Source organism: Arthrobacter globiformis NBRC 12137 (genome assembly GCF_000238915.1).
Taxonomy (GTDB): Bacteria; Actinomycetota; Actinomycetes; order Actinomycetales; family Micrococcaceae; genus Arthrobacter; species Arthrobacter globiformis.
Genome location: NZ_BAEG01000051.1, coordinates 64,433 through 85,001, shown reverse-complemented (window position 1 = coordinate 85,001; position 20,569 = coordinate 64,433). Strand labels below are relative to the sequence as shown.

The window sequence follows — 20,569 nt, the reverse complement described above, 5'->3', positions numbered from 1 at the left end:
TTATCCATGCTCCACCTTGCCGCTGCTTTTGTGGAGCGCTTGTGTCGAGTGTCACGCGGCTGTGTGGCGAGCGGATCACGCTGCCGCACAGCCGCGCGTCACACTGGCCCTAGGCCAGGAGATCCTCGACGTAGGCCACCAGCGTGCGCACGGTGCAGCCGGTGCCCTGCTTCGGCGTGTAGCCGTAGGGTGCTCCGTTGTTGAAGGACGGGCCGGCGATGTCGATGTGCGCCCACGGGATGGTCTGGCCGCCCTTGTCCTTGCCCACGAACTCGCGCAGGAACACGGCCGCCGTCATCATGCCGCCGTGACGCTCACCGATATTGGCGATGTCCGCCACCTGGGAGTCGAGGCTGGGCCGCAGTTCCTCCGGCAGGGGCATCGGCCAGACGAGCTCGCCGGCCCGGTCAGCCGCAGCCTTCAGCGGGCCGGTCACGCTGTCCGCGCCCATGATGCCGGCGGTGCGGTTGCCAAGCGCGATCAGCTGGGCGCCGGTCAGGGTGGCAACGTCGATGATGGCATCCGGGTACTCCTGGCTGGCCGCGACGATGCCGTCGGCCATGACCAGCCGGCCCTCGGCGTCGGTGTTCAGCACTTCAACTGTCTTGCCGCCGAACATGGTCAGCACGTCGGCGGGACGCGACGCGGCCCCGGAAGGCATGTTCTCGGCGATGCACAGCCAGGCGGTTGCCTTGACGGGCAGCCCAAGGCCCGCGATGGCCAGCACCGTGTTAAGCACGACGGCGGCGCCCGCCATGTCGCTCTTCATGTCGCCCATGCCCAGGGCCGGCTTAATGGAGATGCCGCCGGTGTCGAAGGTGATGCCCTTGCCGACCAGTGCGATTTTCCTCGTGGCCTTGGCGGGGGAGTACTCCACCTTGACGAGGCGCGGCTGCCGGGCGGAGCCCTTGCCAACGCCCATGATGCCGCCGAAGCCTTCCTTTTCCAGGCGCTTTTCGTCCCACACCGTGACCTTGACGGGCAGCCCCTTGGACAGTTCCTTCGCTGCGTCGGCGAACGACTCGGGGTAGAGGTGGCTCGGCGGCTGGTTCACGAGCGAGCGGGTGGCGTTGACAGCCTTGCCCAGCAGGCGCGCACGCTCGAGTGCCGGCTGCAGGTCTTTGTCTCCGGCCAGGTCAGTGAAGATCGCGACGTCGGCCACGGGATCCTTGAGGCCGTCCTTGGACGAGCGGAACTCCGTGAACGAGTACGCTCCCAGCGCGGCACCCTCGGCGATGGCAGCGACATCGGCGACAGTCGCCGTCGGGAAGGCCAGCGTGACGGACGACAGCCCGGCAAGCTGGCGGACGGCGGAGCCGGCAGCGCGGCGCAGCGCCTCGCCGGAAACCCTTCCCCCGGGGTCGACCTTTCCTATGCCGGCCAGCACGAGGATTCCTGAGCCCGTTTCCGGAAGCCCGGGAAGGCGGACCGCCTGGTCCGGGGCGCCGGTGATGCCGAGGACCTTCAGGGAATCGGTCAGGGCCTCGACGGATTTCGCGGTCAACGGGTTTTCCAGCAGGAAAGGGCCGGCCGTGCCCTGTCCGACGCCGATGACCACTGCGTCACTTGGCGCCTTCTTCAGGTCCCTTGCAATGGCACTAAGGTTGGTTTCAGTATTCTTGACCACGAGGATCGGTCCTCAATTCTCTGTGATTGTTCGGGCAGGGAGCGCAGCAAGGCGCCCTCTCGCGGGTGCCGGCCGCCGTCCCCGCAGGGCAGCGGCGCCAGCTTCCAAGGAAGCCAATTCCGATCGTAGTCTCTCGTTCCGCAACTGCGGGGGAGCGCCGGGGAAACGGGCCGGTTGAGAGCCGTGCCACAACGCCCCGAGGAATGACGCCGCTCTTCCGGGCGTTATGAAGATTAACCCCGACCACGAAAGGAACTCGCCGTGTTTGAAAGGATTTCCGGCTCGCTGCTGGACCCCGACGCGCTCTATGCCAAGAACATTGGGCTGTTCCATAACCCTGAGCTCCGCGGGCTGAACCTGGTGATGGGCTTTACCGGTTTCGCCGATGCCGGCCACGTGGTCCGGCAGATCACCGGCGAGCTGCTGGACACCCTCGACTCCGAACGTGTGGCCGTGTTCGACGCCGACCAGCTGATGGACTACCGGTCCCGGCGCCCGCATGTGACCTTTGTGGAGGATCACCTGCAGGATTACCAGCCGCCCACCCTGGCCCTGTACAGGCTGGTCGACGGGCTAGGCAAGCCGTTCCTGTTCCTCGCCGGCTTCGAGCCGGACCTGCAGTGGGAACGATTCGCCCGTGCCGTGGTGCAGATCGTCGAGGCCCTGGACGTCAACCTGGTGACCTGGATCCACTCAATTCCCATGCCTGTACCCCACACCCGTCCGGTCGGCGTGACTGTGCACGGCAACCGGCCGGAGCTCATTGAGGGCATCTCCTCCTGGAAGCCGACCGTGGAAGTGCCTGCCGCCGTCGGGCATGTCCTGGAACTCCGCCTGACCGACGCCGGCCGCAACGTTGCCGGGTACGTGATCCACGTGCCGCACTACCTCGCCGAGGCGGAATACCCCACGGCTGCCGTGGCCGGCCTGGAGTACCTGGGGGCCGCAACCTCGCTGATGCTGCCGACCGACCGGCTGCGCGAGTCGGGCCGTGAAGTGGGCCGGCAGATTGCCGAGCAGATCGAGGCGTCGGAGGAAGTCCAGCAGGTGGTGGCCCGGCTCGAGGCCCGCTATGACGAAAAGGCGGAGGGCACAGTGCGCCGGTCCCTGCTTGCCAACGAAAATGATGAACTGCCCGACGGCGACGCACTGGGCGCCGCTGTGGAGGCCTACCTGGCGCGGGAGAACCCCGCGCCGTAAGCCCCGTCACTGGGCTGCATTAGGCTCATCACTGAAAGGCCAAAAGCGGGCAAATTAAATAGTATTTTTGCCTCCGCTGGGGATAATAAAAGGGTGACTGCACCCCGCGCCTGGCTCATTTGGTCCATTGGCATCTTTTCGTACCTCGTGGCTGTGACGCAGCGTACGTCGTTCGGTGTGGTCGGACTCGAGGCCACCGAGCGGTTCCATGCCAGCGCCTCGGCCATCTCCTTTTTCACGGTGCTGCAGCTGCTGGTGTACGCCGGACTTCAGATTCCGGTGGGTGTGCTGGTGGACAGGTTCGGTTCCCGGGCCATGATCGCCGGGGGCGCCCTGCTGATGGGCCTGGGGCAGTTGCAGCTTGCGTTTGCAGACAGCGTCCCGGCCGGTGTGCTGGGCCGCGTGCTCGTGGGGGCCGGCGACGCCATGACCTTCATCTCCGTCATCCGGCTGATTCCGCTGTGGTTTGCGCCGGCCCGCGTTCCGCTGCTGACCCAGCTGACCGGCATGTCCGGACAGCTCGGCCAGTTGCTGAGCGTGGTGCCGTTCGCCTTCATCCTGCACACCGCGGGCTGGACCCCGGCGTTCCTTGCGCTGGCCGGATTCTCCGGAGTCGCCGTCGTGCTGGTGGTCCTGATGCTGCAGGACGTGCCGCCCGGCACGCCCAGGCAGGAGGCGGCCAAGGGGCTGCGCGCCACCGGCGTGTCCCTGTCGCGCGCGTGGAAGCAGCCGGGGACGCGGCTGGGGATGTGGAGCCACTTCACCATCCAGTTCAGCGGCACGGTGTTCGCCATGACCTGGGGCTACCCGTTCCTGATTTCGGCGCAGGGTCTCGATGCCGGGACCGTCGCGTCGCTCATGTCCCTGTATGTGGCCGGTGCCATCGGAGCCGGGCCGCTGATCGGGCGTTTTGTTGCCCGGCACCCGCTCCGGCGCTCCACCATGGTCCTCCTCCTTGTCGGTGCCACCGCGGCAGCCTGGGCAGCCGTGCTGCTGTATCCCGGCCGCTCACCGCTGTGGCTGCTGGCGGTGCTCATCGTGGTGCTGGCCATCGGCGGCCCGGGCTCCATGATCGGCTTCGACTTTGCCCGCACCTTCAACCCGGCCCACCGGATCGGGACCGCCACGGGCATCGTCAACGTGGGTGGCTTCTTCGCAGCGCTCATGGCTATCTACCTCATCGGCGCCGTGCTGGACATCCTCAACTCCACGGGCTTTTCCCGCGGGGAGCTCTATGGCCTGGAGCCCTTCCGCATCGCGCTTTGCGTGCACTTCCTGCTCCTCGGCGTCGGGTCCGTCGCCATGCTGGTGGTCCGGCGCAAGGTCCGCCGGCAGATGGCTGCCCAGGGAGTGGTGGTGCCGCCGCTGCTGCAGGCAATGGCCCAGCAGCGGCGCGAGCGGATTGCCCGCCGCAAGACCCCTTCCCGCGACTAGGCCCCATACCGCCGGCCGGAGCCCTTGCCGCGGGCAGCGAGACTATTCCTCAACACACCTGTTCCGGGTTGTCCACATAGCGCAGGCTTCCACATAGCTCAGGCTGCCTGTCGCGCCGGCGGTGACCGCCGTCGGAAGCTGTTTCCATGACACCGGAGCATCTCATCATCAGCGGTCCCGAAGACATTCTTGGCTACATTCCGCACAGCCTGGGTTATTGGCCGTCGCAGAGCCTCGTGGCCATGACCATGCAGGGCAAACGCCTCGGGGCCACTCTGCGGGTCGACCTCCCGGAGCGCGGTGGCCGGCGCAGCCGGGAGGCGTTCGCGAGGACGGTGGCGGAGTACCTTCTGGCGGACAAGGAAGCCGACGGGTCGCTGCTGGTCTTCTTTACTGACGGCGATGTTATCGACGGCGGTAATAGCGACGCCGGTCATAGCGACGCCGGTCATAACGGCGCCGGTGATAACGGCGCCGGCAGGGAAGGAACGGCGGCGTTGTCCTTGCGGCCCCTGCTCGCCGATCTGGAATGCGCGCTCGGGCTGGCTGGCATGCCGGTGCGGGACGCATGGCGCGTCGGTGACGAGTACTGGCGCAACCTGTACTGCACCGATAGCAGTTGCTGTCCGATGCCGGGCCGCTCCGTCGCAGAAATCCGGGACAGCCGGCTCAATGCGGAGATGGTGTATCTGGGCAGCAGCGTCGGTGCGCCGCCGGGTGCTACTTCACTCTGCAATGCCAATACGACTCCGGCGGACGACGCCGCTGTGATGGCAGCCGAACGCGAGTGGATCCTAGCCCTGGCCGGCAAGGGGACTCAGCGGGCACAGTTTGATGCGGTCCTCGATGCCTGGGCAGCTGCGCTCGCAGCAGCTCCGCCTGACGCCGTTCTGCCTGAGGCCGTTTTGCCTGAGGCAGCCCCGGGACGTGGCGGGCAACGTGCGCCCGGTCCACGCGCAGCCGGCCCGGAAAAGGGACTGGAACCGCAACTCGCCGGGTTCCTGCGCGCGTCCCTGCATGTTCCGGCCTGGCGCGACGCGGTTCTGGTCATGGCCGCCGCGGGACGCGCCGCGGCGGCGTCCGGAGCCGAAGCCTTCGGGATCTTCTCCGCCGGGACTGGACTCCCCGTGTCCTGCCCGCTGCTGCCGGAGCCGCGGCTGTCCCTGAGCGGATTACCCAGCCCGGCGCCCGACGGCGGCGTGGCATCCTCGGCGCCCGGAACAGACTCGGTGCCCGGAGCGGAGCAGGCGCCCGGAACAGGACTGAGCGGCGATCATCCGTACCAGGGGATGGCCACGGGCCGTCCTGACCAGGTGCCTGCCTCCAGCGGCGGCCCGGATGCCCTGCCGGGTTATGGCGAAGTCCTGTTGGGCCTAAGTCCGTCGGTACCGGACTGGGACACTCTGAAACGCCTGGAGGGACTGATGGCGGAGTTGTCGTCGTTTGGCGGGGGACAGGCGCAGGCTGCAGCGCTGACGGCCACCGGCTGGATCGAATGGTGCCGGGGTAGGGGCTCCTTCGCGCACGCATCATTGACCCGGGCCCTGAAGGCCAGCCCGGGGTACCGGCTGGCCGAGTTGCTGTCCGAGGTGGTCCGGCGCGGAACAATCTGCGGATGGGCAGGGCGACGTGAGGCAGCTTGGCAGAAATTCGGATCGGACGCCGCTTAGAGACTGGCCTGCCTGGAGATTGACCGCGTCCAGAGCCGGCGCGGGGCCGGTTCGCAAGCCAGACCAGGCTCGGGCTCCGGATCGCAACGCCCAGCCGGACCGCAACGCCCAGCCGGACCTCGCCACCCGGGCGTACCTGACGACCCGTCCGGGCCTCTCCGCCGGGCCGGACCGAGGAGCCTGCCGAAGCCGACACATCCCGTGGGCGCGGCGTATTACGGTCCGTTCGGCCCCTGGTACGGAAAATCATGAGACAATGGAGGCCGAGACCCGGTTGGGTCCGTGAATCAATGCTTGCAGTGGTCCCATGCGGGAACATTGCGGCCGCCCCGGCAGTTCTACTTAGTGGCCCTGTCGGTCGGTTGCATCTGATGTCGATCACGGACTTGACAGGGTCATAGTGGTGTTGCCCGAAGGTGACTCCACAGACCGCCGCTAGAAAGGTTTTCTGTGACCCCGTCTTCCGCGAAGAAGGAACCCGCCGCCCTGGCCGTTGACACTGCCGAGGAGAAGCCGGCGGCATCCAGCGCCAAGCGTGCCGCCACCCGTGCCGCTGGGAAGCCCGAGCCCAAGAAGCGCGGACCCAAACCCGGAGCCAAGGCTGCAGCCGAAGCTGCCGGAAGCCGCTCAACCGATGACGATGCCGACGTGGAAGTCGAGGAGGACCTCGACGACGCGCAGCCCGACACCGCAGATCTGGTCGATGAACCCGACGAGGCCGGCAAGGAAGCCGCAGCGCCTACCGGTTCGGGCTTCGTTTACTCTGACGCCGACGACGACGACGCACCTGTCCAGCAGGTCATGTCTGCCGGCGCTACCGCCGACCCCGTCAAGGACTACCTCAAGCAGATCGGTAAGGTAGCCCTCCTCAACGCCGAACAGGAAGTTGACCTCGCGCTGCGCATCGAGGCCGGCCTGTTCGCCGAAGAGAAGATCGCCGCCGACGACGGCTCCATGGATCCGAAGTACAAGCGCGAGCTCGAGTTCATCATCCATGACGGCAAGCGCGCCAAGAACCACCTGCTCGAGGCCAACCTCCGCCTCGTGGTGTCGCTGGCCAAGCGTTACACCGGCCGCGGCATGCTGTTCCTGGACCTCATCCAGGAAGGCAACCTCGGCCTCATCCGTGCCGTCGAGAAGTTCGACTACACCAAGGGCTTCAAGTTCTCCACGTACGCCACCTGGTGGATCCGACAGGCCATCACCCGTGCCATGGCGGACCAGGCCCGCACCATCCGTATCCCGGTGCACATGGTGGAAGTCATCAACAAGCTGGCCCGTGTCCAGCGCCAGATGCTGCAGGACCTGGGCCGCGAACCCACGCCCGAAGAGCTGGCGCTCGAGCTGGATATGACGCCCGAGAAGGTCGTCGAAGTCCAGAAGTACGGCCGCGAGCCCATTTCGCTCCACACGCCGCTCGGCGAGGACGGCGACTCCGAATTCGGTGACCTCATTGAGGACTCCGAAGCAGTCGTTCCTGCCGATGCTGTGAGCTTCACCTTGCTGCAGGAACAGCTGCACTCCGTGCTGGACACCCTGTCCGAGCGCGAAGCCGGCGTCGTTGCCATGCGGTTCGGCCTCACGGATGGCCAGCCGAAGACTTTAGACGAAATCGGCAAGGTCTACGGCGTTACCCGTGAGCGCATCCGTCAGATTGAATCCAAGACCATGTCCAAGCTCCGCCACCCGTCCCGGTCGCAGGTGCTGCGGGACTACCTGGACTAGGAAACACCGGACCCAGCAACTGCTGGACTGGCAAACGCGAACAAAGGCCAGGCCTTCTGCCCGAAACGGCGGCAGGCTTGGCCTTTGTCGTGCCGCTACGACATCAACCACGTTCACGTGCATGTTCGGCCCAGAGTCCGCGCCCGTGGCTTAGCCATTGCCTGAATCACCTCCCCTCTGGACCCGTTATGCGGTTCTCAGGTCACCGACTGGACGGCCTGGCCCGGCCGGTTCCCGGAAAGGGTGATTTCAAGGATCGCTGAAGCCTGAGTCACGGATTCCTCGTCTACCGGTTCCAGGCTGACTGGCTCCACGCCTGTCGGTTCCCGCTACCCCCGGTTGGCGCACTCCGGTGCACGCTAACCAGTTCCAGGCAGTGGCGGTGCGGTGGAGCGGTAGGTGTGGCCTGTGGGTGTGGTGAGTTCGATGGTGTGGCGCGGCCCGGGTCTGGGTTGGGTTGTCCAGCCGGGGAGTTCTTTGGTGTGGTTGCATGCTTCGCAGAGCCCGGCGCCGTTGGCCAGGGTGGTGGGGCCGTTGTTGTGCCAGGGGATGATGTGGTCGTGGTGGCGGATGGGGGCGTCGCAGTAGGGGTGCGGCAGGTGTCGTCGCGGATCTGGATGAAGCGGCGCAGCGGTGCCGGGAACAGGCGCCTGCGCGAGTCCATGGCCACCAGGTCGCCGGTGTTCGGGGCGGTGTACAGCCGCCGGACCCAGATCTTCAGTTCCTTCACCGCGTCCTTCTGGCCGGTGGCTGAGTCGGACACGTTTGAGCCGGACATGTTTGAGTCGGCAGCGCCGCCAGCGGTTGCCCGGGTGTAATCCTGCAGGCCCGAACCCTTCGGGCGCCGCCCCTGTCCTTCGCCGCGTCCCTGTGCGCGTTCCGGGTTGAGGAGCTCCCGTGCCCACTGGGCGGGGACAACACCGTAGCCGGGGATCCGGGCGGGTTCGCTGTCGCCCTGCAGGAGGGTGCGGTCGGTCATGACGAGGCTGATCTCGATACCGGTGATGCCGCCGGGGGTCCCGGTGGTCCGTTCGACCAGGGTGTCGGCTTTGATCTGACTGAGCGTGCGCGGGTCCCCGGCGGCTTTGAGGGTGTCAGCGTGCCGGGTCAGGGCCGCATGCACGGCGACGCCCTGGTGGGCGGGCAGCAGCGCGGTCAGGTAGGTCATGGTGTCCGGGGCCGGTCGGAGGCTCACGGACCGTTCCGACGCGGCGTGGCTGGCGCGCTGAGCGACAGAGCGGGGGTCCCTGCGCGTGGCGGCGGCGCGGACCGCCCCCACAATGCTCCGGGTCCCGGCGCCGGTGAAGGTTCCGGTGTCGGCGGCGAGTTCCTCGTCGACGGCGGAGCGGTCGGCCGGGCTCAGGCAGGCGGTTTCCTTCACGATGTGCATAGTCCGTTCTTCGTTGAGCTGGCCGGTGTCCAGGGCTCCCAGGGTGTGGGGCATCTCCTTGACCAGGGCCTTGGACATGCCGAGCAGCCGGCCGCCGCGGTGCGGGGACTCGCCCCGGGCCAGCGCGATCTGTTCGGCCGCGCCCAGGCCCCGGTCTTTGCTGCGGTCTTTGCCGAGGTTCTCGGCGGTCAGTGTCCTGCGGCCCTCATCCGTCCCAAGATCCGTCTGGTCCTGGCTGTGCCGGGTCTCGAAGGTGACGGCAAGTCTGGCCTGTTGCCCGGCAAGCATGTTTTTGACGTTCTCGTACGCGTGGGTCTGGTCGATCAGCCCGGCCTTGTCGGCGTTCAGATCAGCCCGCAGAAGGGCGGTTGCCGCAGCGACCCGGTCCGCCAAAGCCGGCCTCGGCGTACAGGGCCCGCGCCCACCAGCGCCCGTTCCGGCGATGGAGGCGTCGGCGTCGGCGAACAGAACATCGGCAAACTGGGCCTCGGGAAACGGGTCCTCAGGGAACACAGCCGGGAACGCGGCGTCGAGGTCATCGTCATACGGCAAACCGTCGTCCTCGAACTCATCGAACAGAATGGCGCCGTCCGGGAACGCATCGAACAGGAACTCAGCATCAGGAAAGGCGGCGGCCTGCAGCACGCCGCCGTGCGGCGCCGCTCCTGTCAGTGCTGAATTCCCGCTGCCTTCCATGAACACAGTCTGCCAAGGGGGACTGACAATTTAGCGCCGCAGTGAGCATCCACGGCAGAGGCGAAAAAGAAAAAGCCAGGACCCCCGTGCGGGGATCCTGGCTTTGAGCTTTGTTGTCTAGTCGACCGGAACCGGCGCCTTTTCCTGCAACCGGTCCGTCTCATCGTGCCAGTCGGAGCTGAGCGGCCTCAGGGTCGCTTCGACGGCGCGAGAATGGTGGGCGCAGAAGAGCAGCTCACCTCCGGAGGACTCGAGTACAACCCGGACGTATGCCTGTGCACCGCAACGGTCACACCGGTCAGCTGCGGTTAGCGTGCGGTCGGCAACTGCTGTTGTCATGTCGGCCTCCTTAGTAGTTCTGTACATCTATATAACCAGCATTCGCCGCTAAACCATGGCAAGGATGGGTCACTTTCGCTGTCCGCGTATCACGTGTACGTAACGAACGCCGGGAGCGGGGACCCGTGTCGGGAGTGGCAGTCGGGCATTTGGCGGCGGCGGGACTAGGCTAGGGGGAGCCTTTTAACGCCGATCCGGCCTGTTCCTCAAAGGAGTTCCCTACCTGTGGCACCGAGTTCTGATTACACCGCCCGCCACCTTTCGGTGCTGGAGGGGCTGGAGGCCGTGCGCAAACGCCCCGGCATGTACATCGGTTCCACGGACTCCCGCGGCCTTATGCACTGCCTCTGGGAAATTATCGACAACTCCGTCGACGAGGCGCTGGCCGGCTTTGGCCACGACATCAAGATCATTCTGCACGCGGACAACTCTGTAGAGATCCACGACGACGGCCGCGGCATTCCCGTCGACGTCGAACCAAAGACTGGCCTCACCGGCGTCGAGGTGGTCTTCACTAAACTGCACGCGGGCGGCAAGTTTGGCGGCGGTTCCTACACCGCCTCCGGCGGCCTGCACGGCGTCGGCGCGTCCGTCGTCAACGCGCTCTCGGCACGTCTCGACGCCGAAGTTGACCGGGGCGGCAAAACGTACAGGATGTCCTTCCGCCGGGGTGAGCCCGGCCGCTTCAACGACAACGGCCGCCCCAGCCCGGCCGCCACATTCGCCCCGTTCGTCGAAGACTCTGTCCTGGACGTCGTCGGCAAGGCCAAGCGCGGCGTCACCGGAACGCGCATCCGCTACTGGGCGGACACGCAGATCTTCACCCAGGACGCCCGGTTCTCCTACGAGGAACTCACCGCGCGGGCCCGCCAGACCTCCTTCCTGGTCCCCGGCCTGAAGATCACCGTCCGCGATGAGCGCAAGCTCCCCGGCACCCCCGGTGAACTGGGGGCGCACGAGGAAGTGTTCCACCACGACGGCGGCATCTCCGAGTTCGTGGAATTCCTCGCTGCGGACTCCGGGGTCACGGACGTCTGGCGCCTGCATGGTTCCGGCAAGTTCAAGGAAACCGTCCCCGTGCTGGATGAGAAAGGCCACAGCAAGATCGCGGAAGTTGAACGCGACTGCGAAGTGGACGTCGCACTGCGCTGGGGGATCGGTTACGACACCACGGTCCGCAGCTTCGTCAACATCATCTCCACGCCGAAGGGCGGCACGCACCAGTCCGGCTTCGAGCAGGCTCTCGTGAAAACGTTCCGAAAGGCCGTGGAAGCCAACGCGCGGAAACTCAAGGCCGGCAACGACAAGATCGAGAAGGACGACATCTTCGCTGGCCTCACCGCCGTCCTGACCGTGCGGCTCGCTGAGCCGCAGTTCGAGGGCCAGACGAAGGAAATCCTCGGCACCTCCGCAGTCAAGGCCATCGTGGCCCGGGTGGTGGAGAAGGAGATAGCGGCCAAGCTGAACTCCTCCAACCGCAACGACAAGGCACAGTCAGCGTTGCTGCTGGAAAAGATCGTCAGCGAGATGAAGTCGCGCATCTCCGCGCGCGTGCACAAGGAGACGCAGCGCCGCAAGACAGCGCTAGAGTCGTCGTCGATGCCCACCAAGCTCGCAGACTGCCGCACTGACGACGTCGCCCGCTCCGAACTGTTCATCGTGGAGGGCGACTCGGCCCTCGGAACGGCCAAGCTGGCGCGCTCCTCGGACTTCCAGGCGCTGCTGCCGATCCGCGGCAAGATCCTCAACGTCCAGAAGGCCTCCGTGGGCGACATGCTCTCGAACGCCGAGTGCGCGGCCCTCATCCAGGTGGTCGGGGCCGGCTCCGGACGCAGCTTCGCGATCGAAGCCGCCCGTTACGGGAAGGTCATCCTGATGACCGACGCCGATGTCGACGGCGCCCACATCCGCACTCTGCTGCTCACCCTCTTCTTCCGGTACATGCGGCCCATGGTGGAGGAAGGCCGGGTCTTCGCTGCCGTGCCGCCGCTGCACCGGGTAGAAGTCATCAACCCCGGCCAGAAGGCCAACGAGATGATCTACACGTATTCCGAGGCCGAGCTGCACGCCCTGCTGGCGAAGCTCGCAGCTGAGGGCAGGAAGTACAAGGAACCCATCCAGCGCTACAAGGGTCTGGGTGAGATGGATGCTGAGCAGCTGGCCGAAACCACGATGGACCCCCGGCACCGCATGCTTCGCAAGGTGAACATCGAGAATGCCCAGCAGGCGGAAGCCACGTTCGACCTACTCATGGGATCGGATGTCGCGCCGCGCAAGGACTTCATCATCGCCGGTGCCTCCAGCCTGGACCGGGAACGCATCGACGCCTAGGAGCCGGCCTCAGCCGACGGAGGCCGGGCTCAGCCCAGCAGGCCGGGAACTATCAGGAGGGCTGTGGGCATCGCCAGCAGCAGCGTGCACACGGCCAGGACGGTTGCCCGGAGGCCGCCGGCGAGCGGAGGCTGGGGTGAGAGAAGGCGGCTCACGCGTGACGCCGTCGTGCTCGGTCCGGCGCCGCCGGCGCCGGCGCCGTCCGGCAGCTGCAGGCTTGAGCCTGCAAGGCCTGCCGGTTCGACGACGGCGGCCCCCGGGGGTGCCGCCGAGCCGCTGGCGACGATGGCTATCGCCTTGATCAGCGTTACCTTGCTCTCCGTTTTGAGGGCAACATCGTCCGCAAGCATTTCAATGAGGGAGTTCACAGCCTCCTGGGCCAGGCGCGTGGTGGGCAGCCATGGCAGGGCCTGGCGCCAGGCGGCGAAGGCCCACAGCAGCAGGTGGTGGCGCTGGGTGAGGTGCGCGTTTTCGTGAATCAGGACGGCGCGCAGCTCTGCCGGTTCGAGGGCGGCCATCAGGCCGTCGGAGAGGACCGTGACGGAGCGGGCGCCGCCGGGCAGGCAGTAGGCCACCGGGGAATCGTGGTTGATGACCACAGTGCCGGGCCCGTCGTCGGACGGTGAGGCCAGGAGGGCCAGCAGTTCGCGGTGCCGCCTGCGCTGGCGCTCGATTTTGTAATAGGTCAGCAGCAGCGTGAAGACGAGGTGCGCTGTCAGCAGCGCGGCCGCGGAGAGCGCGAAGAGATGCCAGAAGCCCAGGGCTGTGGTGGGCGCTGCAAACAGCACCATGCCTGCCAGCGCGCGCAGGCCGGCAATCAGGTTGTCGCCGACGGGTTCGAGGCCATAGACCAGCATGGCACCGATCATGGACAGCCCACCGGCGAGTGCGATGGCCTGCCACAGCACCATGGCCGTGAAGGGGTCGCGCGCCGGCCAGTGGGCGCGCGAAAGAAGGATAGGTACCGGCCAGGCCAGTACTATCGCCAGGACCGCCAGGAAATATGAGGTCCAGAACATCAGGTGCTAGCTGTGGCCAAGCAGTTTGCGCAGCGTCTCGGCTTCACTTTCCGTCACGGAACCGATGAACCGGGCCAGCACGGCCTCGCGGTCCGGAGCGGATCCCAGCACTTCATGCATGAGTTCGGCGGTGTGGTCTTCGCGGCTGGACACAGCCTGGTAGCGGTGCGGCCGGGTGCCGCGTTCACGCTCCACGAGGCCCTTCTTCTCGAGACGCGAAAGGACCGTCAGACGGTGGTCACCGCCAGGTCCTTGCCCTCATGCCCTGCTGCTCCGCCATGCGCGGCCGTGCTCTGCGCAAGCAGGTCCCGCAGCGTGTTGGCCGTGGCTGCTTCGTGGCCCGCCCAGAGCAGGTCCATGACTGCGCGTTCCAGTTCCCCAAGACTTGCCATCTGTACATCCTTTTGACAACGCACTGCCAGGAGCCGATCGCCCGGCCCGTGCCGTGATTCCAATACTGCAACTTCAAATCTATCGCGTTTCGCCGCGCGTTTCTACATGAGGTAGAACGCTCGGCGCGTCGCGGGTGATTGCGTTCCTCCGATGTGCATGCAACCGTGTTTACAGTGTTCGGACCTGTGTTCTACACTCTGTAGAAGTTGAAGTTCTACGTTGTGTAGAAAACAACGCTGGAGAGCTAGACCCAACCGTAAGTAGGGACCGCCTTGGACGCCTTGGAAATCGCACGCTGGCAATTCGGAATCACCACCGTCTACCACTTCATGATGGTGCCGCTGACAATCGGCCTGGGCCTGGTCGTCGCAGTGATGCAGACCGTCTGGTACCGCACCGCAAATCCCGCCTATCTGCGGATGACCAAGTTCTGGGGAAAGCTTTTCCTCATCAACTTCATCATGGGCGTGGCCACCGGCATCGTCCAGGAGTTCCAGTTCGGGATGGCCTGGAGCGAATACAGCCGCTTCGTGGGTGACGTCTTCGGCGCTCCGCTCGCCCTCGAAGCCCTGCTGGCGTTTTTTGTCGAGTCAACCTTCCTGGGCCTGTGGATCTTCGGCTGGAAGCAGCTCAAGAGGGGCGTGCACCTTGCGTGCCTCTGGATCGCCGTGGTCGGCTCGTTTTTCTCCGCGTACTTCATCATCGTGGCCAACAGCTGGATGCAGCACCCCGTCGGCGTCACCATGATTGACGGGCGCCCGGTCATGACCGACGCCTGGGCCGTCTTCACTAACAACACCGCCCTGGTAGCCGTGCCGCACACCCTCTTCGGCGCCCTTGCCGTCGCCGGCGGGTTCCTGCTCGGCATCGCCTGGTACCACCTCTGGCGCAGGCGCCGCGACGGTATCGACACCATCGGAGCGGACGGCAAGCTGGTTGCCGGCGAGTCCGACATTCCGGGCCGCGACCGCACCGACTACACAGTCTGGATCAAGTCGCTGCGGATCGGCGCCGTCGTCGCCATGATCTCCTTTGCCGGAACCGCCCTCACCGGTGACCTGCAGGGCAAGCTGATGTTCGAACAGCAGCCCATGAAGATGGCCGCAGCCGAGGCCGCGTGCCACGACGGAACGGGCTTCTCCGTCCTGAGCGTGGGCAACGTCGGCTCCCGCAACTGCGACGACATCGTGGCGCTGATCGAGGTCCCGGGCATCCTCTCCTACCTCGCGAAGGGCGACTTCACCACCGAGGTCAAGGGCGTCAACAGCCTGATCGACCAGTACAAGGCGGACTACGGCACGCACGTCCCGGACAACCCCATCTACGGTGACCGCGCAGGCCAGGAGATCCAGTACGTCCCCGTCATGGAGGTCACCTACTGGGGCTTCCGCGCCATGATCGGATTCGGCGGACTCGCGGCCCTGGCAGCTTTGGTGGCACTCTGGCTGACCCGCAAGGGAACCGTGCCCGAGTCGCGCTGGCTGATGCGGCTGGCCGTGTTTGGCATCCTGGCCCCCTTCGGTGCGAACGCCGCAGGCTGGATCTTCACGGAGATGGGCCGGCAGCCGTTCGTCGTGGCCCCCAACCCGGACCTCAACGGCATCGACCAGGTCTTCATGTTCACCGCCGCGGCCGTATCGCCAGGGGTGTCCGCCGGTGAAATCCTGACCTCCCTCGTTGTGCTCACCCTGATCTACGCAGTGCTCCTCGTGGTGGAAGTGAAGCTCCTCGTGAAATACGTGCGGGGCGGCGTCGTCTCGGCCATGCCCGAACTGGCCCACGTGCCGGTCGACGAGAACGAGGATGCCACACCCCGCGACGGCGGACCGGACAAGCCCGGAACCTCCGACGACGTCCTGGCCTTCGCCTACTAAGACCCGAGGATACAAAGCATGGAACTGCTGCCAACCATTTGGTTCATCGCCATCGCCGTCCTGTGGACCGGCTACCTCTTCCTGGAGGGATTCGACCTGGGCGTCGGGATGCTGATGAAGATCTTCGCCCGCAACAACACCGAACGCCGCGTACTCCTCAACACCATCGGGCCGGTCTGGGACGGAAACGAAGTCTGGCTCCTGACCGCCGGCGGCGCCACCTTCGCCGCCTTCCCGTTCTGGTACGCCTCCCTGTTCTCCGCCCTGTACCTGCCGCTGCTGCTGGTCCTGGTCGCGCTGATTTTCCGGGCGGTGGCCTTCGAATACCGAGGGAAGGTGGACACCGACCGCTGGCGGAACACCTGGGACTGGGCGATCGCCGTCGGCTCCTTCCTGGCCGCCTTCGGCGTGGGTGCCGCCTTGGGGCTGACCACCACCGGACTGCCGCTGGACGCCAACGGCGACCGCGACGGCGGGCCGTTCGCCTGGTTCAGCTGGTACGCCGTGCTGGGAGGCCTGGCGGTGGTTTGCTTCGCCCTGCTGCACGCCCTGGCATTCCTGGCATTGAAGACCGACGGCGGCGTCCGGCACCGTGCGCGGCAGTGGTTCGTTCGGCTGCTTCCCGTCCTGCTCCTGCCGATGGCCGGCTGGGCCATCGGCGTTCAGGTCCTCACCGGTGAAGCCTGGACGCTGGTTGTCCTCGCGGTGGCCGTGGTCGCCGCGGCCGTGGCCTGGGCCCAGGCCCGGAAGGGAAACGAGGGCCGGGCGTTCCTGGGAACCGGTGTGTTCCTGCTGGGCGGCTCAGCCTCCATTTTCGGCGCGGTCTTCCCCGTGGTGCTGCCGTCCACCATCGACCCCGCCTACAACCTCACCATCGCCAACGCCTCATCCTCCGACTACACCCTCGGCCTGATGAGCATCGTGGCGTGCATCGGACTGCCGCTGGTGATCGCCTACCAGGCATGGACGTACTGGGTGTTCCGCCGCCGTGTCAGCGCCGCCCACATCCCGGAGGCGCACAGCTTCCTGCCCGCAGTCGCCGCGAAAGCACTCATCAGGAAAGACTGACCCGCTTTGAAACCCCAATTCCCGGCCGGACCCTCCACCCGCCGCGCCCTTTACGGACTTGGCCTGCTGGCCGCGCTGAAGGCCCTGTCCCTTGTCCTGATGGGGCAGGCCGTCGCATCCGTGCTCGCAGGCCTCATGATCCAGGACGCCGCGTGGGGTGACCAGTTGGGCTGGGGAGCAGCCGGCGTGGTGCTGCGGTCCGTCACGGTCTGGGCGCAGGGCGTCGCCGCGAGACGCGCCGCCCTGGGCGTCAAGGAGGAGCTGCGGGCGCAACTCCTGGAGACGGCACTGCGCAACGGAGTCCGGGCCGCCGGCCCGTCCGACGGCGGCCTGGCCGTGCTTGCGACGCGCGGCCTGGATGCCCTGGACAGCTACTACACGCAGTACCTCCCCGCGGTCGTGAACTGCGCGGCCATCCCGCTGCTGCTCGGCGCCCGGATCCTTTTCGCCGACTGGGTCAGTGCCGTGGTGATCGTGCTGACGGTGCCCCTGGTCCCCGTGTTCATGGTGCTGATCGGCCGCTACACCGAGGACAAGGTGCGGGAGGCCCAGGCTGCCCTGTCCCGGCTGTCCGGGCACATGCTCGAACTCGCCAAGGGGCTGCCGGTGCTGGTGGGGCTCGGCCGGGCCGCTGCCCAGCGCCGCGCCCTGGAGGACATTTCCGAAGACTACCGGCAGCGGACCATGGGGACCCTGCGGACGGCGTTCCTCTCCGCGCTCGCACTGGAACTGATCGCCACCATTTCCGTTGCCGTGGTGGCGGTGTTCATCGGCGTCAGGCTGGTCCACGGCGACATGGCGCTGGAGGCCGGGCTGCTGGCCCTCATCCTCGCCCCCGACTGCTACCTGCCGCTCCGTGAACTGGGAACCGCCCACCACGCGAGCGACGACGGCCGGGCAGCACTTGCCGAAACGACGGCGGTGCTCGACGCACCGGAGCCACGGCGGCTCGTGCCGGTTCCGGCCGCAGTTGGCGGCCCGGCCGGCGTAACTGTCCGGGACCTCACCGTGAGTTATCCGGGACGGCAGGGCACCGCCGTCGGGCCTCTCAGCTTTTCGGCGCCCGCCGGACTGGTCACCGCGCTCGATGGTCCCAGCGGCGCGGGCAAGAGCACCGTGCTGGGCGTTCTCGCGGGAACGGTCGGAACCGGCGGCGGCACAGCAGTGTCCGGAACTGTCGGAGGATTCGCGGCCGGCGACGTGGCCTGGGTGCCGCAGCATCCCGTGATGGTGGCAGACACCGTGCGCGAGGAGGTGCTGCTGTACCTGACGGCGGGCACGGCAACAGCCGGCAAGCCAGCAGCCGGGTCAGCCGTCCGCGGGGAAGCAGACTCCGGGGGAGTGCTGCGGTGCCTGGCCGCTGTCGGCGCGGACCACCTGGCGGACAAGCATCCGGCCGAACTGAGTCCGGGGGAGCTGCGCCGCATTGCCCTTGCAAGGGGCCTGGCCCGCATCGAGGCAGGCGCCACAGTATTGCTCCTGGACGAGCCCACCGCGCACCTCGACCGGGACTCGGCCAACCGTGTCCATGATGCGATCCGAGCGCTGCGCGGCCGCGCCACTGTCATTCTGGTGGCTCATGACCGCCAGACGAGGGAACTCGCCGACAGGATCGTGCCCCTGTCCGGCCACGGAGCTGCGCCGACTCATGAAACGTCGCCCCTTGCTCCGGCTGAGGCCACTGCCCAGGTTTCGGCCGGCGCCGGCCACCGCAGTGCGCCGGCCGACGGCGGGGGCGCCGCCTCTGCGGTGGCCGGCAGCGGGGCAGGCGGCGTCCCGGCCGCCAACGCGCGAGCCAGTTCCCCCCGCACCGCCGCGATGCTCACCAGGCTGCTCGCGCCCGTCCGTGGACGCTTCGCAGCATCCGGAATCGTCGGGGCCCTGGCCGCCCTTTTCGCCGTCGCGCTTTCAGGGCTTTCCGGCTGGCTCATCCTGCGCGCCAGTGAGCAGCCGCCCATCCTGTACCTCCTGACCGCCATTGTGGGTGTCCGTTTCTTCGGCATCGGCCGCGCTGTTCTGCGCTACTGCGAGCGGCTCCTCCTGCACGACGCCGTGTTCGCGTCCCTGACGAAGCTGCGCGGCGGCCTCTGGGCGTCCCTCAGCCAGCGGGCACTGTCCCTGCGCCGGCTGCTGCAGGGCGGCAACGTGCTGGGCGCCGTCATCGAGGACGTCGACACCGTCCGGGACCTGCTCCCGCGGGTGGTGCTGCCGCCGATTATTGCCGTGGCGGTGGCAGCAGCCGCCTCCGGTACGGTGGCTTGGCTGATTCCGGCGGCCCTGCCGGCCGTGCTCGCCGCCGCGCTGGTGAGCCTGGTGGCTGCGCCCGCCGCGTCATTGTTCGCGGACCGGATGTCTGCCAAGGCCGAGCAGCGGCTGCGCTCCGGGGTCCTCCGGCGGGTCGCTGCCGCGCTGGACGCCAGGGCGGAACTGCACGCGAATGCCGCGACGCAGCCGGTTCTGGCCGGTATCAGTGCGCTGGACCGGGACGCCACCGGCGCGGCACGCAGGTCGGCCTGGGCTGAAGGACTCGGCCAGGCCCTCACCGTGGCCGCGTGCGGCGCGGGCGCGCTCTACAGCGCCGTGCTGGCGGCGCCCGAGGTGCTGGCCGGTTCCCTTCCGGCGACCGCGGTCGGCGTCGTGGTTCTCCTGCTGTTGGCGCTCGCCGAACCGTTTGGGGCCATGACGACGGCGGTCCGGCAGTTTCCGGCGCTGCGTGCGGTCCTGCGCCGCATCGGTGAGTCGGGCGTCCTGCAGCCGGGAGAACCCAGCGTTAATCGGAAAAACATTCGGCCGGTTCCCCGCGGGCTGGGGCAGCCGGGCGTCGATCTGGAGGGCTTGTCGGCCGCGTGGCCAGGCGGCGGTGCTGTCTTCAGTGGCGTGTCTGCCGTGGCTGAGCCCGGCCGTTGGCTGGCGGTGACCGGCCCGTCCGGCGCCGGCAAGTCCACGCTGCTGGCGGTGATGCTGGGCTTCCTCCCTGCCCGGGCAGGCCGCATCGCGGTGACCGGCACCGCGGCGTGGTGCCCGCAGGAGGCGCACCTCTTCGACTCCACCGTCCGCGGGAACCTGCTGCTCGGCAGCCCGCGGCAGGAGTCGGGCATGGGGGTCTGGGCAGGAGACCGAACAGGCGATGCGGGAAGCATTGGCAGCGGTTGGCCTGGCGCCCCTGCTGGCGCGTCTGGAAGACGGCCTGGAGACCCGCATTGGCCCGGGCGGAGCATTCCTCAGCGGTGGCGAACGGCAGCGGCTCGCGGTGGCGCGTACCCTCATGACGCAGGCCGACGTGATCCTCCTGGACGAGCCTACCGCGCACCTCGATGCCGAATCCGGACGGGCGCTGATCGCGGACCTGCGTGCCGGACTTGCGTCGCGCACCGTGGTACTGGTGACCCACAACCCTGCCGACATCAGCCCCGACGACGCGCTCCTGGAGCTTCGCGCCGAAAACCGGCTCGCCGGCGCCGCGGTGATGGCATCGGGGCGGGGTTAGCCCACCAGCGCTTGTTTCTGTCGGCCGTTGACCACCGAGGTGGCGCCGCAGTTGGAGCAGGTGATCCGGTAGGAGCGTGAGGTCGTGAAAACCGGAATGAAGAACAGCGTGAACTTGGTGGCCCGCTCCTCAAGGTGCTGGTGCGCGAACACCCGGCAGTACTGGCAGGCCGCCGACCGGCCGGGCAGCAGCTTCTGAACAGTCTTGAATCCGAAGAGTAGAAGCATTCTGCGCCTTTCAGGGAAAGCTGGCCGCTATTGCCCCAGCCGGTGATTGCCCCAGCCTACGGGTTGCCGCCCCGCAGCGCAGTACCAGT

Annotated in this window: 11 protein-coding genes and 3 pseudogenes; 8 read left to right on the top strand and 6 right to left on the bottom strand. The window is 67.2% G+C overall.

Translation table 11 applies throughout. The features are described 5' to 3' along the window. Positions 1–109 precede the first annotated feature (109 nt). On the bottom strand, positions 110–1,627 hold the full coding sequence (locus ARGLB_RS09700) for a leucyl aminopeptidase (protein WP_003801670.1): 1,518 nt from the start codon (positions 1,625–1,627) through the stop codon (positions 110–112). 261 nt (positions 1,628–1,888) lie between these two features. Here ARGLB_RS09700 and ARGLB_RS09695 point away from each other — a divergent pair, with 261 nt between their 5' ends. From ARGLB_RS09695 to ARGLB_RS09680, 4 genes are all read left to right on the top strand, one after another. After that, positions 1,889–2,827 carry a proteasome assembly chaperone family protein gene (locus ARGLB_RS09695; protein WP_003801667.1) on the top strand — a complete coding sequence of 313 codons (939 nt, stop codon included), beginning with the start codon at positions 1,889–1,891 and terminating at the stop codon, positions 2,825–2,827. 93 nt (positions 2,828–2,920) lie between these two features. Next, a complete protein-coding gene (locus ARGLB_RS09690; RefSeq protein WP_003801665.1) occupies positions 2,921–4,261 on the top strand; it encodes an MFS transporter in 1,341 nt (446 codons plus the stop codon). Positions 4,262–4,407: 146 nt separating this feature from the next. Beyond that, on the top strand, positions 4,408–5,931 hold the full coding sequence (locus ARGLB_RS09685) for a DUF4192 family protein (RefSeq protein WP_003801663.1): 1,524 nt from the start codon (positions 4,408–4,410) through the stop codon (positions 5,929–5,931). A 450-nt stretch (positions 5,932–6,381) separates the two neighbouring features. Next, on the top strand, positions 6,382–7,656 hold the full coding sequence (locus ARGLB_RS09680; protein WP_003801660.1) for an RNA polymerase sigma factor: 1,275 nt from the start codon (positions 6,382–6,384) through the stop codon (positions 7,654–7,656). A 359-nt stretch (positions 7,657–8,015) separates the two neighbouring features. Here ARGLB_RS09680 and ARGLB_RS09675 read toward each other — a convergent pair. Both ARGLB_RS09675 and ARGLB_RS09670 read right to left on the bottom strand, forming a co-directional pair. Further along, a pseudogene (locus tag ARGLB_RS09675) lies at positions 8,016–9,334 on the bottom strand (HNH endonuclease). Between the two features lie 525 nt (positions 9,335–9,859). Then, entirely contained in the window at positions 9,860–10,081 is a 222-nt protein-coding gene (locus ARGLB_RS09670; RefSeq protein WP_003801656.1) for a DUF7455 domain-containing protein, read from the bottom strand. 225 nt (positions 10,082–10,306) lie between these two features. On the opposite strand from ARGLB_RS09670, the gene ARGLB_RS09665 reads away from it, so the two are divergent. Beyond that, entirely contained in the window at positions 10,307–12,412 is a 2,106-nt protein-coding gene (locus ARGLB_RS09665; RefSeq protein ID WP_003801653.1) for a DNA gyrase/topoisomerase IV subunit B, read from the top strand. A 29-nt stretch (positions 12,413–12,441) separates the two neighbouring features. Here ARGLB_RS09665 and ARGLB_RS09660 read toward each other — a convergent pair whose 3' ends face one another. Next, positions 12,442–13,431: a M56 family metallopeptidase gene (locus tag ARGLB_RS09660; protein WP_003801652.1), complete on the bottom strand. Its 990-nt coding sequence runs from the start codon at positions 13,429–13,431 to the stop codon at positions 12,442–12,444. Between the two features lie 6 nt (positions 13,432–13,437). Beyond that, positions 13,438–13,823: pseudogene (locus ARGLB_RS09655) on the bottom strand (BlaI/MecI/CopY family transcriptional regulator). A 273-nt stretch (positions 13,824–14,096) separates the two neighbouring features. Here ARGLB_RS09655 and ARGLB_RS09650 point away from each other — a divergent pair. From ARGLB_RS09650 to cydD, 3 genes and pseudogenes are all read left to right on the top strand, one after another. Then, complete coding sequence (locus ARGLB_RS09650; protein WP_003801646.1) at positions 14,097–15,698, top strand: cytochrome ubiquinol oxidase subunit I; 1,602 nt, start codon at positions 14,097–14,099, stop codon at positions 15,696–15,698. An 18-nt stretch (positions 15,699–15,716) separates the two neighbouring features. Continuing rightward, entirely contained in the window at positions 15,717–16,766 is a 1,050-nt protein-coding gene (gene cydB, locus ARGLB_RS09645; protein WP_003801644.1) for a cytochrome d ubiquinol oxidase subunit II, read from the top strand. A 6-nt stretch (positions 16,767–16,772) separates the two neighbouring features. After that, positions 16,773–20,253: pseudogene (cydD, locus tag ARGLB_RS09640) on the top strand (thiol reductant ABC exporter subunit CydD). On the opposite strand, the gene ARGLB_RS09635 reads toward cydD, so the two are convergent. Next, the gene (locus ARGLB_RS09635) at positions 20,250–20,480 is read right to left on the bottom strand and encodes a zinc-ribbon domain-containing protein (RefSeq protein ID WP_043418617.1); all 231 of its coding nucleotides are present in this window, start codon (positions 20,478–20,480) and stop codon (positions 20,250–20,252) included. The pseudogene cydD and the gene ARGLB_RS09635 sit on opposite strands and share 4 nt — an antisense overlap. Positions 20,481–20,569: the final 89 nt, after the last annotated feature.